Source organism: Arcobacter thermotolerans, from assembly GCF_983172305.1.
This window is the reverse complement of sequence record NZ_CFAFZJ010000004.1, coordinates 36,713-52,842: the sequence shown is the minus strand read 5'-3', so window position 1 is coordinate 52,842 and position 16,130 is coordinate 36,713. Positions and strand designations below refer to the sequence as shown.

Here is a 16,130-nt window from a genome sequence, read left to right as displayed (position 1 = left end):
TACTAAATAAACTAATTTATCTTAAAAAATTAGTTAAAGATAACTCAAATGTTCTATTTATTGTTGAATAAAGAGCTGTATAAGATATTTCAAGAGCCTTTAACTCTGTAGCAACTTCAGTCAAATTTGAATTTCCAAGCTCTTTTTCAAGAATACTTAGTTGTGTAATTTTAGACTCCGCTCTCTCTTTTGATACTTCAAAAGTTTTATTTTTTGCTCCCAATTCTGAATGAGCAATAACAGCAGTATCGTAAGCTTTTGTAGATTCATCAATAGCTTTTGAAATACCAGTTCTTCTATCTTCATAAGTTAAAGTAGGATTTCCTGCACTATCAAGACCTCTTAAGCTACTAATTGCCTCATCTAACATATCAAACATATTTCTTCTTGCTTCAAATTTTGTACCATTAGCAGTTGGTAAAGTAACTGTATATTCAGTTGCTGGTAGAACTGGAGGAACAACAGCAGGTGGCATTAATTTGTCAGTTGAACCATCCCAATTTGTTTTAGTAAGTGTATTTGCAACATTATCAAAAACCCACTCTTTTCCATCTTGGTCTGTAATTCTATCACCATCTTTGAAAGTTAAAGTAGCGCCCTTTGAAGCACTATCGGCAACATAAAAGAAAGCATCTATTCCGTTTATCCCTCTTTCTCTATAAGAGCCCTCATCAACTGCAACTTTTCTTAATTCTGAATCTCCATTGTATGTTACTTTTCCAGATGCATCCATAGAAAAAGGTTTAACAGAAGCATCACTTCCTGCAAAAACATATTGACCTTCTGTTTGAGTATTTGCTAGATTAAATAAATTTTGCTTATAACCTTCAATAACTCCAGCAATCGCCTCAAGACCTTCAATACTAGTTGTAGAAGTATTTGCCTTTATTAGCTCTTCCGCTTTTATCTTTTCTAAAAGAAGTTTTACCTCTTTCATTGCAGTATCTGATGTCTTGTTTAAAACATCAGCTCTCTCTATTTGCTCTACAATTCCCTTTTGAGTTTTTATTTTATCTTCTGTATGAGTTAATCTTCCAAAAGTAACAGAATCGTCGCTTCCAAATTGAAGTTTACTTCCACCCATTTGAAAATTAAGTTTTGCTTGGTAATTATCTAAATTTCCCAATCTATATGTTGTAGAATTTAATGATATCATATTAACACCTTTCTTAAATTTGCAACAATTTCATCAAAAGAGTACTTTTCGAGAGTTCCTTGTGTTAAAAACTCTCTTGCTTTCTCTTTTTTCGCTATTGCACTATCTAACTCAAGATCCATACCTTTTTTGTATGCACCAACTCTAATTAAAACTTCATTCTCTTTTATTAGTGATAATACTCTTTTTAACTTTAAAAAATCATTATAATGCTCTTTTGTAACAACTTTATCTATTACCCGAGAAGCTGATTTTAATATATTTATTGGTGGATAAAAACCTTGTTCTGTTAAATCTCTTGTTAAAACTATATGTCCATCAAGAATAGACCTACTTTGATCTGCAATTGGATCATTTAAATCATCTCCATCAACTAAAACTGTAAAAAATGCTGTAATAGAGCCTTTTTTACTATTACCTGCTCTTTCCATAAGTTGTGGTAAAAGTGCAAAAACTGATGGTGGATAACCCCTACTAACTGGTGGTTCTCCAGTACTTAGACCTATCTCTCTTTGAGCCATAGCAAATCTAGTAACACTATCCATCATAAGAAGTACATCATGCCCTTTATCTCTAAAATATTCAGCTATGCTCATAGCTGTAAAAGCAGCATATTTTCGCATAAGTGGTGACTCATCTGAAGTTGCTGTTACAATTACAGTATTTTCTAAATTGTTATTTAAATTATAGTGAATAAATTCAGGAATCTCTCTTCCTCTTTCTCCAACAAGTGCAATAACTTTAATAGTTGCTTCACATCCTTGAACTATCATTCCCATAAGAGTTGATTTTCCAACTCCACTTCCTGCAAAAATACCTACTTTTTGACCTTTACCACATGTAAGCATTGAGTCAATAGCCTTTACACCCGTTGCAAATTTTTGATCAATAATCCCTCTATCAAGCGGTGACATACTCTCTTTATTTATAGGCGCATTTGTATCTAAATCTCTTATTTTACCTAAATCATCAATAGGTTCTCCCAAAGCATTTACAACTCTTCCTAAAAGACCATTTCCGCACTTTATAGTAAGTCCATCTCTTTGTAAAAATACTTTATCATTTATCTTAAAACCATCAATAAATGAAAATGGAACAATGACAAACATATCATCATTTAAAACTGTAACCATTCCTAAAACTGTATATAGCTTTTGTACTGATTCAATTCTTACAATATCTCCAACAGCAACATCTAAACCAACAGCAGTTAAAGTAACAGCAGAGATATTTACAACTCTTCCAAAGGCTATATTTAAATTATTTGAATCTATGTTATCTATAATTTCGTCTATATTCATGGATTCATTCCGTTACACATATTTTTATAAAAATTATCTTCTATATTTATATTTTTACACTTTTGTAAATATATCTCTTTTTGTTCTTTTTGTCCCAAATTATCATACAAAGTTAAAATATCATAGTAAAGTTTTACCTCATCATCTGGTTTTATATTTTTAGCATGCTCTAAGGCAAGTACTAGATAGTTTACTGCACCTTGGAAATTATTTTGTTTTTTTAATAATCTTGATAATTCACTCTCTACAAAAGGAGAATAAACAAAAGCTTTAAACTCATTTTGCTTATTATTTAAAGAATTTAAAATCTTAAATGCCTCTTCCTCTTTTTCCTCTTTTATTAAATATAGATATAAATCATAATAAAAATCAATAATTATTGGTTTTTCTATATTTGCCTCAATTAAATCATTATTTTCCAAACTATTTTTAAAAAATTTATCTAATTTTCCTGTATTATTATCAATTTTTAAAATCTGATATTTATACAAAAACTCCTCTTTTAAAATCTCTTTATCTTTAGATTTTTCTATTTTTGACGAGTAATACAAAGCATCATCTATCTCTTCAACATCAAGAGCCATAGCTTCTAAAATAAGATAAATATCTAAATCTTTTGTATCTTTAAAGATATCTTTAACTTGTTTATAGTTTTCAATAGATGGAACTTCTCTCATACAACTAATAAACTCTTGTTTTAAATTATCATCATTAACTATATCTTTAAAAATATCTGTTTTTAAATCTTTTAAAATATAACTTAATTTAATACAATCTTCCTCTTTTAAATACTCTTTAATAAGTCCTAAATGTGACATGTCTAAAATTTCATCAACATTTTCATAACCAAATCTTTTTAAGACATCCTTTGGAATATCTTTATAGACTTTTTTCATTTTTATTACATCTTCATATTTTTTATTAAAATTATTATTAATCAACTCTTGAAGAAGTGCCTTATTTTGCATAGTTTCATTTTCTGGATATTTATCTGCTACTACATTTGGTAAAATAGCTTTTTGTCTCATTTTTATCTCATCATAAAACATAGATGCATTATCAAAATTCTCACTTTTTGGATAGTTATCTATAATATCTTTATATAAAATTTTTGCAAGATTTAAGTAAGTATCTGTTTTGTCGTATAAACTCATATATAAATTTGCCAATTTATATTTTGTTTGCTCTAAAACATCATCTTTATTTGAAGTTAATATTAAATTTTTTAAAATATCTATAGCAAAAGTTTTCATATCTAGTTTTAAAAGTAAATCAACTCTTTGATTTGCCACTATATAATCACTAGAGTAAAAAGATGGATTTGTCAATAAAATTTGTCGCATAAGTTCACTTGCTTCATCTTTTTTACCTTCAAGCAAATATATATCAAAAAGTTCATTTGCAGCAATTGAGGCAATATTTTTATCCTCTGTACTGTTTAATACTTCAAAAATAGTTTTAGAAGCCTTTTTATAATCTTTTTGGTACTTAAAAATCTTTGCTAAAGATATTTTTCCTCTTGATTTTGCCTCTTCATCATCAAAAATATCTACTACTGTTTGAGCATAATATCGTGCATCTTCTACTTTATTTATATTTAACTTTAAATCTATCAAAATTAAATAGGCTTTTAATAAATCCTCTTGATCTATAAGTGATGAATTTATAGCTACTTCAAGCTCATTTGAAGCACTATTAATATGCTGTTTTGAGTTTGTTTTTATAACTAACTCAGAATAAAGTATTAAAATATCAGAATTTAAAAGTGATACTTTATTATTATCTTTTATAATTTTTAATTTCTCAAAAGCCTCATGAAGTTTTCCATCAAGTGCTATTGCTTTAACCTCATCTAGCTGATTTAAAGTATTTATTATTGTCTTTTTTGTTTTTGTTGGAATCTGCTTTCCATTTGAATCTATAAAACTATAATAGAAATCTCTATCTTTAGCATTTAAAAGAGAGACAAGAAGTATAAATATAATTAAAAATCTCAAATTCTACCTTTTTTTCTTTAATTCATAAACATAAGAGAAAATCTCAGCAATTGCTTTATAAAACTCTGAAGGAACTTCTCTTTCTAACTCAATTTGATCATACAAAGCCCGTGCTAGACTTGGATTTTCTATTATAGTTACACTATTCTCTTTTGCTATCTCTTTTATTCTTAAAGCTAAAAAGTCTATTCCTTTTGCAACAACTAAAGGAGCTTGATTTTTTGAACTATCATATTTTAAAGCAACAGCATAGTGTGTTGGATTTGTAATAACAACATCTGCATCAGGAACGCTACTCATCATTCTTTTTTGTGCCATTTGCATCTGAATTCTACGAATTCTTCCCTTAACTTGAGGGTCTCCTTCCATATTTTTATACTCATCTTTTATCTCTTGCTTACTCATTCTTAAAGATTTCATATAATAATGTTTAGAAAAATAGAAATCTATTATAGCAAAAATAATAATAATAAACAAAATAGTAAATACAAATATAATAATCAAGTCTATCATAGCTTCTATAGTTGCATTTAGCTCTTTATTCATCATTGTCAAAAAATCTTGATATGTTAATGAAAAAAGTAAAAACATAACCCAAACTATAACAGCTAATTTAAGGGTTAATTTAAGAGCCTCCATCAATTTTTTTAAGCTAAAAACATTTTTTATACCCTTTATTGGATCTAGTTTTTGTAAATCAAATTTCAAAGGAGTTGCAATAAATCCAAACTGCATCCAATTAGCTGCAAATGCTAAAACAAAAACTAACAAATATATGGGAGACAAAGCTTTTACAAGTGTTGTTGCAACTGTAACAGTAATTGTAAAATATGTGCTTTCATCTATTTCTTGTCCTATAAAACCATAGATATACAACATCACTTTTTTTATCTCTAAAAACATAAAACCTGAAAGAAATATTAAATAAACAGAACCCAAAGTTAAAATAACAGCGCCAGCTACTTCAGCAGATTTACCTACATTTCCTTCATTTCTGGCATCTTCTATCTTCTTGGATGTGGGTTCTTCTGTTTTTTCTTCATCATCAGCCATAAAACTTCCTACTCAAATTTACTAATAAAATAGTTTGTAAATGCATCAAAAAATATCTCTAAACCAAATATTAAAAACAAAAATATTAAAGCAAACTTCAACTGAAAAGTTATAATAAATGGAGAAAATGCTGGCATTGACTTTGTACCATAACCATAATAAACATCCAAAATAAATCCTATAAAAAATAGAGGTAAAGCAAAAGTAAATGCAAAGGCAAACATTCTATTTATCTCACCAATAGCAAGTTTTATACCATTTATAGAGAATATATCAAAAGTTCCTAAATGTATCATAGAGAAGCTTTTTGCTAATAAAACCAAGGTCATTTCATACATTCCTGTTTGGAAAAATAGCATCAATGATATCCAAAAAAGTAGTTTTGCTACCAAACCTTCTTGAGAACCTGTTGTTGGGTCAAACATCATAGCCATAGATAAAGCAGTTGAATACTCAACAAATTCACCTATAATCTTAACAGATGAAAATATTATATTTACAAGCATTGCAGCAACTAATCCCAAAGTAATTTCAGATAATAAAGATACTATAAATGAAGATTCACTAATATATTTAACATCACCAATAAAAGGAAAAAGAAAAATTACCAAATAAAAAGCAAAAGCAACTCTTACAGTAACACTTATTGCTGTATGCCCAAAAACTGGCATAAACGCTACAAAAGATACTACTCTTGCAAATAGAAGAAGAAATTTAACAAGAACATCTTCATTTAAAAGTGAGAAAAACTCTTCCATTACATATAATCGTTTTTCTCTTCGTAATCTTTGTTCTCTTTTTTAAGCTTTAATATATCTTGAGTGTTTGAATCTTTTTTATCTCTTTGATTTTGATTACTTGAAGAGTCTCCTTGACTTTGACCACCTTCTCCTTTTGAGAAATCAAGATTAAAGTTTGCACTATCATTAAATGTTTTTGCCAATGAGTTTCTTAACATATTTTGATTTTCCATTAAAAGCTCTAGTGTTGCAATATTAGAAACACTCATATTAATAGTTAATCCACTTGACTTATCTTGTTTCATTAAAACTGAAATAGTTCCTAAATCTCCAGGGTTTAAATTCATTCTAAAAACAGTAACAGGCGGTTTATAGTTTTCATACATCTGTCTTGCAACATCTGACATCATAGAAGCCATTTGCTGTTTTGCTCCAACAATTCTTGATTGAATTGAATTTACCAAATTTGGTTGAATATCCAAAATTTTATCATCTAAAATATTTATAGTATCTTCCAAAAGAGCTTTCGAAGCTTCTATAGAGTTTGTTATAAGATTTCTAACATCTACACTTCTTATATTTTTTTCATTTAAAATACTATTTAAAATATTTTTTCTATCTAAAATCTCTTTTTCATCTACACTTAAATCATTTAAACTCTCACTAGAGATATTTTGTTCAACTTCTAAATTATTTGCATCTAAATCTAAGATATTCGCACTTTTTTCTATATCTTCAATAGTTGAAGCATTTTTTAAAATATTCACTGCTTCATTTTTATTAAAAAGTAGTTGATTATTTAAACTATTTTTTTGCTCAGCTAAAAAAATATTTGAGGCAACCTCTTTTGAATTTTTATTAATTTGCTCTACGCTTTGAGGATTTGAAGTAGCTGATTCTTCTATTTTTGTTGTAATATCTTTTTTACTGTTTGTTTGAATTAATTGATCCATAAGAGATGATTTTTGATCTACTTTCGTATTGTTTTCAGTTTTTATAACTTCATTCTCAACAATTAAAATATTTTGCGAATTTAAGTTGTTTTCGTTTTTTACAGTTTCATTTTTGATAGCATCACTATTTGCAACTTCATCTTCAACAATCAAAATATTTTCAAAATTTAAACTATCTTTTAAAACTGTAGAAGTTTCAATTTGATTTTCTACATTTTGTATATCTTCACTATTTACTATTATTTGCGATAAATTTTGAGTTGTTTCTAAAGTTAGATCATCAAGATTTTGACTATTTTCATCTTTTATTTGTAAATTATTTCCATTTATATCTTCTATAAGAATTTCTTGCTCTTTTATTATTTCTACTAACTTATCATCTTTAGAAATTATAATTTTTTCACTATCTAATTTTTGTTCTAAATTATTTTGATTTTTTAAGCCTTCAATAACTTTATCTAAAGATTTTATAAAACTCTTATCAGTATTTACAATATCAACATTTTCCAAAGGTTCACTTAAAATTTGCTCAACTTTAGGTACTTGTTCTAAATTACTATTTTTTACTTCTAAAACTAACCTATCTAGTAATGAGTTATTACTACTTATACTATTTTGAATATTTTTTGTAGGTTCTTTTATCTCATCTTTTTTTGTATTATCTTTATTTAACTCATTTGTTATATTTTTTGATAAATCTTTTATAACTTCTTCACTATTTGAATTTTCATCTAAATTAATAGCTTCAGAATCTAAACCTTCATCAATCAATTTTGTATTAACCTCTACAACTTCTGCATCCAAAGGACTCTTTTCTAAATTTGAAGTAATATTTTGAGATACTATCTTTGAATTTGTATTTTGTGCTGAACTGTTTTCAATATCTTCAATTGAAGTTTTTAGAAGAGAATCAAATAAAGATGGCTTATCTTTTGGCAAATCTTCACTTGTGCTTAAAACTGTTGTTTCACCTTTTAAACCACTTGATTGTGTAAAAATATCAACTAGATTTGCCATTTTTTAGTCCTTAATTTCCAGCTAATATATCTAGAGTTTTTGTATCAATTCCCCTATGAGTATTAAATGCAGTAACATTTGCTTCATAAGATCTCATAGCCTCTATTAAATCAACCATTTCTATAACAGGATTTATATCAGGATATGCTACATAACCTTTTTCATTTGCATCTGGATGAGTAGGATCATATCTTAATACAGGTTGTGCATCTGTATGAATAATCTTTTTTACTCCAACAGCTCTAAGAGCCAAATCAGATTGTGGAGAATTGTTTACTTCAATATCATTTGAATTTGTTCTTATAGTTTTATTTGCTAATAAAACATCTTCAAAAACAACTTGTTGCTTTTTATATGGTCCACCTTCTTGAGTATGAGTTGTTTTTGCATTTGCAATATTAGCACTTACAACATTTATTCTTGTTCTTTGTGCACTCATTCCTGAAGTTGATACGTTATATCCATCAAAAAAACCCATAATTTGCTCCTTTTACTAAATTTGCATTCTCATAATTTCTCTATAAGCATTTATAGCTTTATTTTTAACTTCTAATCCCAATTTAAGACTTAATTCTGCTTCTTCAATTTTTTGAACAGCCTCTTGAAGATTTGCAACTTTTCCTGTTGCAATCTCTTTCATAGAGTTATATCCTTCTATTTGAGAATCATTTACCTCATTTATAGCCCCATTTAACAAATCTTTAAAAGATTTATCAGCATATTGACTTTCACTTAAAGTTTCACTTTGTTTTACATTTGCACTATCAATACCTTGCAATGGATTTAAATAGTTTATAGCACCTACTATGCTCATCTTTTAATCTCCTATTTTAGCTTACAGCTTCTTCTTTTTTATCTTGAGTTGAATTTTCATTTGATTGCTCATCATTTTCTTTATCTTCTTTTATATCTTTTACAACAAGTTGATTTAAAAGCAAGTTGATTTTATCTTCATTATATCTATTATCAAACTCCATTCTCTTTTGATCTAGACTAAAATTATTAACTATAAAAGATAACATTAAATTACTAAAACCTTTTAGTGTAACAGTAACTAAAATAGCTCCAAAAAGCATTTGAAGAGGTGAAAAAAGTTCTGAGTTGAATGTAAAAAATATTATTGTAGCAAAAAAACCAATTGCTATGTATATCTTAAATATTCCAGTATTTATTAGATTTTGCGAAAATCTTTCTACTACCACTTAAACTCCGATTTTTAAATATTTTTTAAAACACGATCTACAATACTATGCAACTTAAAAGAAGCTTCCTCTTGTGGAAACTCATTAACAAATATTTTTCTAGCTCTAGCTATTTTTGTAATGTTCTCACTGCTTGGTACACTTCCTATATATTTTATCACAAATTCGCTTTTTAATCTGTTTTTTTTAGCTAAATTTATCAAAGAGTTTGAAATTGTTTCACCAACTAGATCATTTTTTGTATGATTAAAACAGAGCATTAAACTCTTTTTATCAATTGCTAACATTTTTATCAAAGAGTAGACATCAGTTAAAGCACTAGGATCTGTTGAAGTTATTGCTAAAATATTTGTTGATACTTTTAAAAACTCTTTCACATAATCATTTAATCCAGCTCCAGTATCAACAATCAAAATATCATAAAAATTTAAATCCAATATATCTTGAACTAATCTTGAAAATATAAAACTACTACTATTTGTTGCATATTGGTAGCCACTTTTCCCAGCAATTAAAGATAAATTTGGGTATTTCGTTTCTATTATTACTTCTTGAAGTTTTTTATGCCCATTAATATAGTCAAAAAGAGTAACTACTGGTTTTACATCAAAAAGTACCTGCATGTTTGCCAAACCTATATCTGCATCTAAAACCAATACTCTTAAATTTTTTTGAGATAATATATAAGCAAAATTAGCTGTAAAAGTAGATTTTCCAACTCCACCTTTTCCAGATGTTATTGTCAAAAGTTTTGTTTTTGAGCTACTTACTTCACTATTTACTTTTGAAGTAAGATTTATTAATTTTTCGGCTTGAGATAATCTAGCATCTAGCATTATATCTCCTTACTGCACTCATTATTCATAAAACAATCTATTAAAAATGAAGCATCAGCTGCAATTAAATCATCAGGAACATTTTGTCCAATAGAGAAATATGTTATTGATTTTTTTGTTTTATGCGAAAACGATATAACATTTCCAAAACTTTTTGTCTCATCTAATTTTGTAAAGATTAAATTATCAATATCAAGTATTGAATAGTTTTTATAAATCTCCATTAAATCACTATGTTTTACATTTGAAGGTAAAACCAAAGTTTTCTCAATAGGAAGCTCATATACATGATTTCTGTACTCATTTATAAGTTCTATTTTATCTATATCATATTGACTTGAACCTGCTGTGTCAATAAAAATATAATTACAATTTTTAAGTCTTAAAAGTGCTTCAGTCAAATCTTCAGGCTTCTTTACTATTTCTAAAGGAAGCCTCATAATATTTGTATATGCTTGTAACTGTTCTATTGCACCTACTCTAAAAGAGTCTAAAGTAATTACTCCAACCTTATGGTTTTGTTCCATTTTGTAAGCAAATCTTGCAGCTAGCTTTGAAATAGTTGTAGTTTTTCCAACTCCTGTAGGACCTACCATCATCATAATTTTTCTTTGCTCTTTTCTTAAAGGTTGCTCCATTTTAATAGGAATAACTCTTCTTAAAACTAATTTAAAGAAATCATTTACTTTTTTTTGATTTGATTTTAGTGAAACTGGAAGTTCTTTTATTGTCTTTTTCATAATAGTGTATGTCATCTCACTATCGAACTCATTTTTTTCAAAGATAGTGTAAACATCTATAAATTCTGGAGGTATAAGCAAATCGTATAGTTGGCTTTTTGGTTTCCAAAGAGTTTTTTGTACTTGTTCAAGAAGAGATTGCATTTTTAAAATCTCCTCTTTATAGTCATAAACTTGTGCTTTTATAGGTTGAGATTCAACAGTAGCTTTAGTAATTGCTGTTTTTGTAAACTCCATATTTGTTTGAATCTCTTCATCTTCAACAGCAACAACTATCTCATACATATCTTTATTATAACCATTTGCATTTGCTATTTTTTTTGTAGAGATTACAATAGCATCTTCTCCACACTCTATTTGAGCATTTCTTAAGGCTTCTGTTGGTGTTTCCCCTAAAAAAGAGAGTCTATTCATTTTTGTCTTCCATCTTTATATATTTGTTCAATAGTTCCATCTAAATTCTTAAATCTTATAAATTCTTCATTCTCATAGATAATTTTTCCTTTTTTTACTATTTTAACTCCGCCAAAATTAAAAATTATCTCATTGTTTTCAGTAGATCTTACACTTTTTTCACAAACTATACTATTTTTATTTATATGATGAGTTGTTATAAATTCACCATTTTGCAAATCTTCCAAAGTCAAAGGAGTACAAGTCCTAGGAATTGTGTCAAACTCTTTTTGTTCTAGTTTAGAAATATCTATTTTCTCTTCATATTTTATTGCTTCTTTTGTTACAAAAACAGAAATTGCAAATAAATATGAAGAAAAAACTAAAGATAAAAAACTAAGCCTTAATATCAAAAATCTGTCCTCCAGATTGCTCACTTATCTCATCTAAAAGCTCTTTATACATCTGTTTTATTGGTAAAACTATGTTTGCTAATTTTTTATTTAGCTCATATAAAGTTCTTAACCCTTCTTCTAGTTCATTTACTTTATCTCTATAAATATTAACATCAAAGTTATTTTGAATAAGTTTTGATAACTCTTTGTTTAATTCAACTTTTTGATTCATAATCTCATTTATGATTGAATTTTTTCTATCATTTCTTCCAAAAAGCTCTTCGTGTTTTGATGCTTTTATATCTTCTATATCTTGATTTATTGCATTTTTTAACTCGAGTATTAGTTGTTGCATATTATCTACAATTTTATCAACCATATTTTAACCTTGCTCTTTCTTATTATTTTGTGATAAAAAGTTATAAAGCATATCACTAATTCCGAAATTACCACTAGAACTATCAGAAATTGATTGTAAATACATACCTTTTATAATATCACTACCAGCCTCTTCTCCTGCGATGCTAGTTGATTTTAAAGAAGTTTCCAATATTTGATTTATAAAAAATGCTTCAAAATTATTACTTACTTCTCTTAGTTCTTTATCTTCAACTTTTTCAAGACTGCTACTATTTAAATTTTCAAACTTATTTGTTTTTAGAATATCTTTGTTATATAAATTGCTACTATTTATCTCCATTTTACAATCCTATTTTATCTAATTTCAAATCTTCATTTATAATTTTTTTAATCTTTAATCCAAACTTTCCTTCTACAATTACAGCTTCACCCTCACCTATTTTTACACCATTTATAAGAATCTCAAGTGGTTCATTTACCATCTGTTCAAGCTCAATAATCTCACCAACATCCCATCTTAATATATCTTTTAAAAGAACTATTTTTGTACCTAATCTTACACTTAATTTTAATCTAACATTATACAAAAGTTCAAGATTTTTAGATGGATTTGGAACTCCTACAATTGATTGAGTTTGAGTTATAGTTGGTGCAACTGGAGCCGTAGGAGTTGAAACTACTGGTTTTTCGTCATTTACTCCTGTAATCAAAGAGAAAAAAGGAGAAAATGTTTTTTCAAAACTGATTAAAATAGGTGTTGCATCTTCTTCTAAAGATATATTAAAAAGATATATCTTTTTTCCACTTAATGCACTTTTTTCTACCTTTTTTGTTCCTTTAATCTCTGATTTCATACCTACAATATCTGGCATACCTTGAGCATTTGAAGCAGTACAAAAACTTCCACAAATATTTGCAACTATCTCATTTACAGCATCTGTTGTTTCATCATCAATATCTTCTTTTAAATCACCCATTCCACCTAACATTAAATATTCAAACTTTGTAGCACTAATAGTTGGAATATAAAAAACTATAGCTGAACTTAAACCTTTTATATCAAATTTTACATCTGCTTCTATAAAACTTGAAGATTCAAAAATATCATCTAATTTTTTTGTTTCAGAAATTTTTGCTTTCTTCCCTAATAACTGCTCTAGTGTATTTGATAGCTCGTTTTTAAATACATTTGATAAATCTGATGCCAAAATATCTTACCTTTTTTTAATTTTTAATACTTTTTTCTAGCTCTTCAATTAAAAAAGCTTTTATTTTCATCATATCTTCTGTTGGATATTTATTTTCAATATCCCCTCTTGTTATTTTTACAAAAAAATCTTTTGATTCTCTATTGTATCCAAACTTAATATTATCCAAAATAACCTCATTCAACTCACTTGTTGGCTCTTTTGAAGAGTTCTTTTTATACTCATCTTCTTGTATTGTTTTAACTTTTTCTTCAACACTGCTTACTTGTTTTGTCTTTATCTCGTAGTTTTCTTTTGCGTTATCAATTTGTGCTACTCTTCCAATTTCCACTAAAGACCCCTTTGTAAGAATTTTAAAACATTATAACAAAAAAAAATTAAATAGTATTATAAAGAAAGCATAAACTCTTCAAAACCAACAATTCTAAAATCTATATATGGGTTATTATACTTATTTACTAAAAATTGCTTTGCACTTGAAATGTTCATATTTTGTAAAAGTTGAATTGCAGTTAAAAAATCTGTATCTTTATCTTTATAAAATGCTTTTATTAAAGATATTTGAATAGATGCCTCTTCAGGTCTTAAAGATTCTAAAAAAGATGCAGTTGAAAGATACATTGTAAATCTATTTTCATATCCAAACTCATCTTTTAGCCTCTTTAATGTCTCTATAGAATTAAGTGGTTTACTCAAATATAAATCACTATAAGCTTTTGTTACCAAATAGCTTGGGTTATTATTTCCATCTATATTAAAATCTACTCTTGAAAAAACACCAAATGCTCTTAAAATATCAATATAATATTTTGAAGTAATTAAAGAGCTATCTAAAAAATTATTATTATATTTCAAAGTTACTGCATCTTGAACTCTTGCTGCGTATCTATACTCATCTTCATTTTTATTTTTTTGAACAAGTTTTAAAAGATATATAAAAGGGTCTCTCTCATAATCTTCAAGAAGTTGATGATTACTTAAATTTTCATTATTATTCATTTTCTTTAGAAAATCTATAGCTTTATAAAAAACTGTTTTTTCATAAGATTGTGATGCTTCAACAACATTGTAAGTACTATTTACAAATAATTTATATAACTCTTTTGCAAAGTAGCTATATAATCCTCCACTATCTTTTATATTTTTATCTAATATAGCTCTTTGTTTATCTGGTATATCAGCAGATACTTTATTTGCAGTAATTAGGTACATAACAGAATACAACTTATTACCAGGACTTAGTTTATATGCTTTTTCAAAGTTTTTATAAGCATTTGTAAAATCATTGATTTGTGCATAAGATAGAGCTAGGTTATAGTAAATATATGCTTTAGAATCTGTTTTTATAATATTTTTTAATTCATTTACTCGCTTTATTGGATCTTGTTTTACCAAACCAATAAATTTAGTATTATACTCAACCATATTTTCTAAATTCTCTACACTTTGTGCTTTGCCATATATAAAACCTTTTACAGAATCATATATTATCTCTTTTGAATCTGAAAATACAAAAGGAGCAAAATAATATATAAAATCATACATTCTATCTTCATCAAATTTCATAATACTTTTGTAGTAATCTTTGTATGAATATAAATCTTTATTAAAAAATATCTCCAATGGCATCTGTATATTTACATTAAAATCTTTTTTTCTATCATTAATTAAATCAAGTATCTCTTGTGCATCTTCAAAATTATTTTGTTTCAAACTGGAATATGCTGAAATCCACAATACTTTATTTAAAATTTCACTATTTTTCTCTTCTTCTCTTATCTTTTTCAAAATTTTTGAAGCTTTTTGAAAATTATTTAGTTTTATCAAAATCATAGCTTTTTTTAAATCTAAAGAGTAACTCATTGCATTTAAAGCACCTAGAGCATTTTCATAATCTTCTATCATCAAATATCTATTTGCCAACTCTTTCAAAATAGCATCTTTTATATCTGTTATAAGTTCATTATATTCACTTAATTTTTTGCTATTTTGAAAAATTGTCACTAAATCTAACATATATTTATCATCTTTAGTTATCTCAAAAAGATAGTAACAAGATGATATAAATGAGTAAGGTTGATTTATTAGATTTGTCTTTTTTGAATATATTTTATTAAAAAACTCTTGTGCTTTTTTTTCATCTTTTTGTTTATAATATATTATTCCCATATTCAAAAGTGATGGAGCTTCAAAAACTTTTGAAGTTTTCTCAAAAAGTCTTAAAGCATCTTTATATTCACCTTTTCTAAAGTGTAAAACTGCTTTATTAAAATCAACTTGTATCTCTAAATTTTCATTTGAAGCTTCTAGTTTTTCTAGTTCAAAAATTATTTGTGGTTGTGATTCTATAATATTTGCGTATAAAAAATTATTTAGTATAAAAAAAATTATAACTATTTTATATATAGATTTTTTCAAATTATTCCTAAATAATTGCATTTACCTGAGCAAATAACTCTTCATTTCTTCTTTGTAAATCGTTTATTTTATTTTTTAAAGTAATATTCTCAAGTCTAAGATTTTGTAAATCATCACGTGCAACTTGCAGATTTTCTTGATTATTTTTAAGACTACTTGTACCTATTTTAACCTGCTTTTCATATCTTTGTATTAAAGCTTCAAGCTTTGTAACTTCTTCTTCTATAATCTCTTTTTCTTCTTTTATTTTTTTATACATTGATTTATAGGCACTTGTACTTGAAATAAAGTAAAGTAAAATGATAGCTAAAACTGTTGATATTAAAAAATCCAATTTTTTTCCTATAATTAATATTTTTAA

The 16,130-nt window shown here is 26.7% G+C and carries 18 protein-coding genes; all 18 read right to left on the bottom strand.

The features are described 5' to 3' along the window. Nucleotides 1-16: 16 nt before the first annotated feature. The 18 genes from AC5LG6_RS04480 to AC5LG6_RS04395 are packed head-to-tail and all read right to left on the bottom strand — an operon-like array spanning nucleotide 17 to nucleotide 16,103. Nucleotides 17-1,156, bottom strand: a complete 1,140-nt coding sequence (locus AC5LG6_RS04480) for a flagellin family protein (protein ID WP_498585804.1) — start codon at nucleotides 1,154-1,156, stop codon at nucleotides 17-19. Then, the gene (fliI, locus tag AC5LG6_RS04475; RefSeq protein ID WP_066166607.1) at nucleotides 1,153-2,457 is read right to left on the bottom strand and encodes a flagellar protein export ATPase FliI; all 1,305 of its coding nucleotides are present in this window, start codon (nucleotides 2,455-2,457) and stop codon (nucleotides 1,153-1,155) included. Before fliI ends, AC5LG6_RS04480 begins: the two co-directional genes overlap by 4 nt. After that, the gene (locus tag AC5LG6_RS04470; RefSeq protein ID WP_498585803.1) at nucleotides 2,454-4,454 is read right to left on the bottom strand and encodes a tetratricopeptide repeat protein; all 2,001 of its coding nucleotides are present in this window, start codon (nucleotides 4,452-4,454) and stop codon (nucleotides 2,454-2,456) included. The genes fliI and AC5LG6_RS04470 overlap by 4 nt, the downstream gene beginning before the upstream one ends. 3 nt (nucleotides 4,455-4,457) lie before the next feature. Then, the gene (gene flhB, locus AC5LG6_RS04465; protein ID WP_498585802.1) at nucleotides 4,458-5,507 is read right to left on the bottom strand and encodes a flagellar biosynthesis protein FlhB; all 1,050 of its coding nucleotides are present in this window, start codon (nucleotides 5,505-5,507) and stop codon (nucleotides 4,458-4,460) included. Nucleotides 5,508-5,515: 8 nt separating this feature from the next. After that, entirely contained in the window at nucleotides 5,516-6,265 is a 750-nt protein-coding gene (locus tag AC5LG6_RS04460; RefSeq protein WP_066166617.1) for a flagellar biosynthetic protein FliR, read from the bottom strand. Then, nucleotides 6,265-8,217 carry a flagellar hook-length control protein FliK gene (locus tag AC5LG6_RS04455; RefSeq protein ID WP_498585801.1) on the bottom strand — a complete coding sequence of 651 codons (1,953 nt, stop codon included), beginning with the start codon at nucleotides 8,215-8,217 and terminating at the stop codon, nucleotides 6,265-6,267. Before AC5LG6_RS04455 ends, AC5LG6_RS04460 begins: the two co-directional genes overlap by 1 nt. Nucleotides 8,218-8,227: 10 nt before the next feature. Continuing rightward, the gene (gene flgC / locus AC5LG6_RS04450) at nucleotides 8,228-8,695 is read right to left on the bottom strand and encodes a flagellar basal body rod protein FlgC (RefSeq protein ID WP_498585800.1); all 468 of its coding nucleotides are present in this window, start codon (nucleotides 8,693-8,695) and stop codon (nucleotides 8,228-8,230) included. 15 nt (nucleotides 8,696-8,710) lie between these two features. Then, a complete protein-coding gene (fliE, locus tag AC5LG6_RS04445) occupies nucleotides 8,711-9,031 on the bottom strand; it encodes a flagellar hook-basal body complex protein FliE (RefSeq protein WP_066155055.1) in 321 nt (106 codons plus the stop codon). A 16-nt stretch (nucleotides 9,032-9,047) separates the two neighbouring features. Beyond that, nucleotides 9,048-9,419, bottom strand: coding sequence for a hypothetical protein (locus AC5LG6_RS04440; protein WP_066359132.1), 372 nt, complete (start codon nucleotides 9,417-9,419; stop codon nucleotides 9,048-9,050). Between the two features lie 14 nt (nucleotides 9,420-9,433). Continuing rightward, nucleotides 9,434-10,255 (bottom strand): AAA family ATPase, encoded by an 822-nt coding sequence (locus AC5LG6_RS04435; RefSeq protein WP_066403681.1) that lies wholly within the window; start codon nucleotides 10,253-10,255, stop codon nucleotides 9,434-9,436. Then, nucleotides 10,255-11,409, bottom strand: coding sequence for a flagellar biosynthesis GTPase FlhF (gene flhF, locus AC5LG6_RS04430; RefSeq protein ID WP_434279893.1), 1,155 nt, complete (start codon nucleotides 11,407-11,409; stop codon nucleotides 10,255-10,257). The genes AC5LG6_RS04435 and flhF overlap by 1 nt, the downstream gene beginning before the upstream one ends. Beyond that, nucleotides 11,406-11,801: a hypothetical protein gene (locus AC5LG6_RS04425; RefSeq protein WP_066346929.1), complete on the bottom strand. Its 396-nt coding sequence runs from the start codon at nucleotides 11,799-11,801 to the stop codon at nucleotides 11,406-11,408. The genes flhF and AC5LG6_RS04425 overlap by 4 nt, the downstream gene beginning before the upstream one ends. Beyond that, nucleotides 11,785-12,162, bottom strand: a complete 378-nt coding sequence (locus AC5LG6_RS04420) for a hypothetical protein (protein ID WP_260925390.1) — start codon at nucleotides 12,160-12,162, stop codon at nucleotides 11,785-11,787. The genes AC5LG6_RS04425 and AC5LG6_RS04420 overlap by 17 nt, the downstream gene beginning before the upstream one ends. Nucleotides 12,163-12,165: 3 nt before the next feature. Then, on the bottom strand, nucleotides 12,166-12,483 hold the full coding sequence (locus AC5LG6_RS04415; RefSeq protein ID WP_066219627.1) for a rod-binding protein: 318 nt from the start codon (nucleotides 12,481-12,483) through the stop codon (nucleotides 12,166-12,168). A gap of 1 nt (nucleotide 12,484) precedes the next feature. Beyond that, the gene (locus AC5LG6_RS04410; RefSeq protein WP_498585799.1) at nucleotides 12,485-13,351 is read right to left on the bottom strand and encodes a FliM/FliN family flagellar motor switch protein; all 867 of its coding nucleotides are present in this window, start codon (nucleotides 13,349-13,351) and stop codon (nucleotides 12,485-12,487) included. Between the two features lie 16 nt (nucleotides 13,352-13,367). Further along, the gene (locus AC5LG6_RS04405) at nucleotides 13,368-13,682 is read right to left on the bottom strand and encodes a flagellin (RefSeq protein WP_066155036.1); all 315 of its coding nucleotides are present in this window, start codon (nucleotides 13,680-13,682) and stop codon (nucleotides 13,368-13,370) included. A gap of 56 nt (nucleotides 13,683-13,738) precedes the next feature. Further along, nucleotides 13,739-15,769, bottom strand: a complete 2,031-nt coding sequence (locus tag AC5LG6_RS04400; protein WP_498585798.1) for a tetratricopeptide repeat protein — start codon at nucleotides 15,767-15,769, stop codon at nucleotides 13,739-13,741. 7 nt (nucleotides 15,770-15,776) lie between these two features. Beyond that, nucleotides 15,777-16,103: a hypothetical protein gene (locus AC5LG6_RS04395; protein WP_066155030.1), complete on the bottom strand. Its 327-nt coding sequence runs from the start codon at nucleotides 16,101-16,103 to the stop codon at nucleotides 15,777-15,779. Between the last annotated feature and the right edge of the window lie 27 nt (nucleotides 16,104-16,130).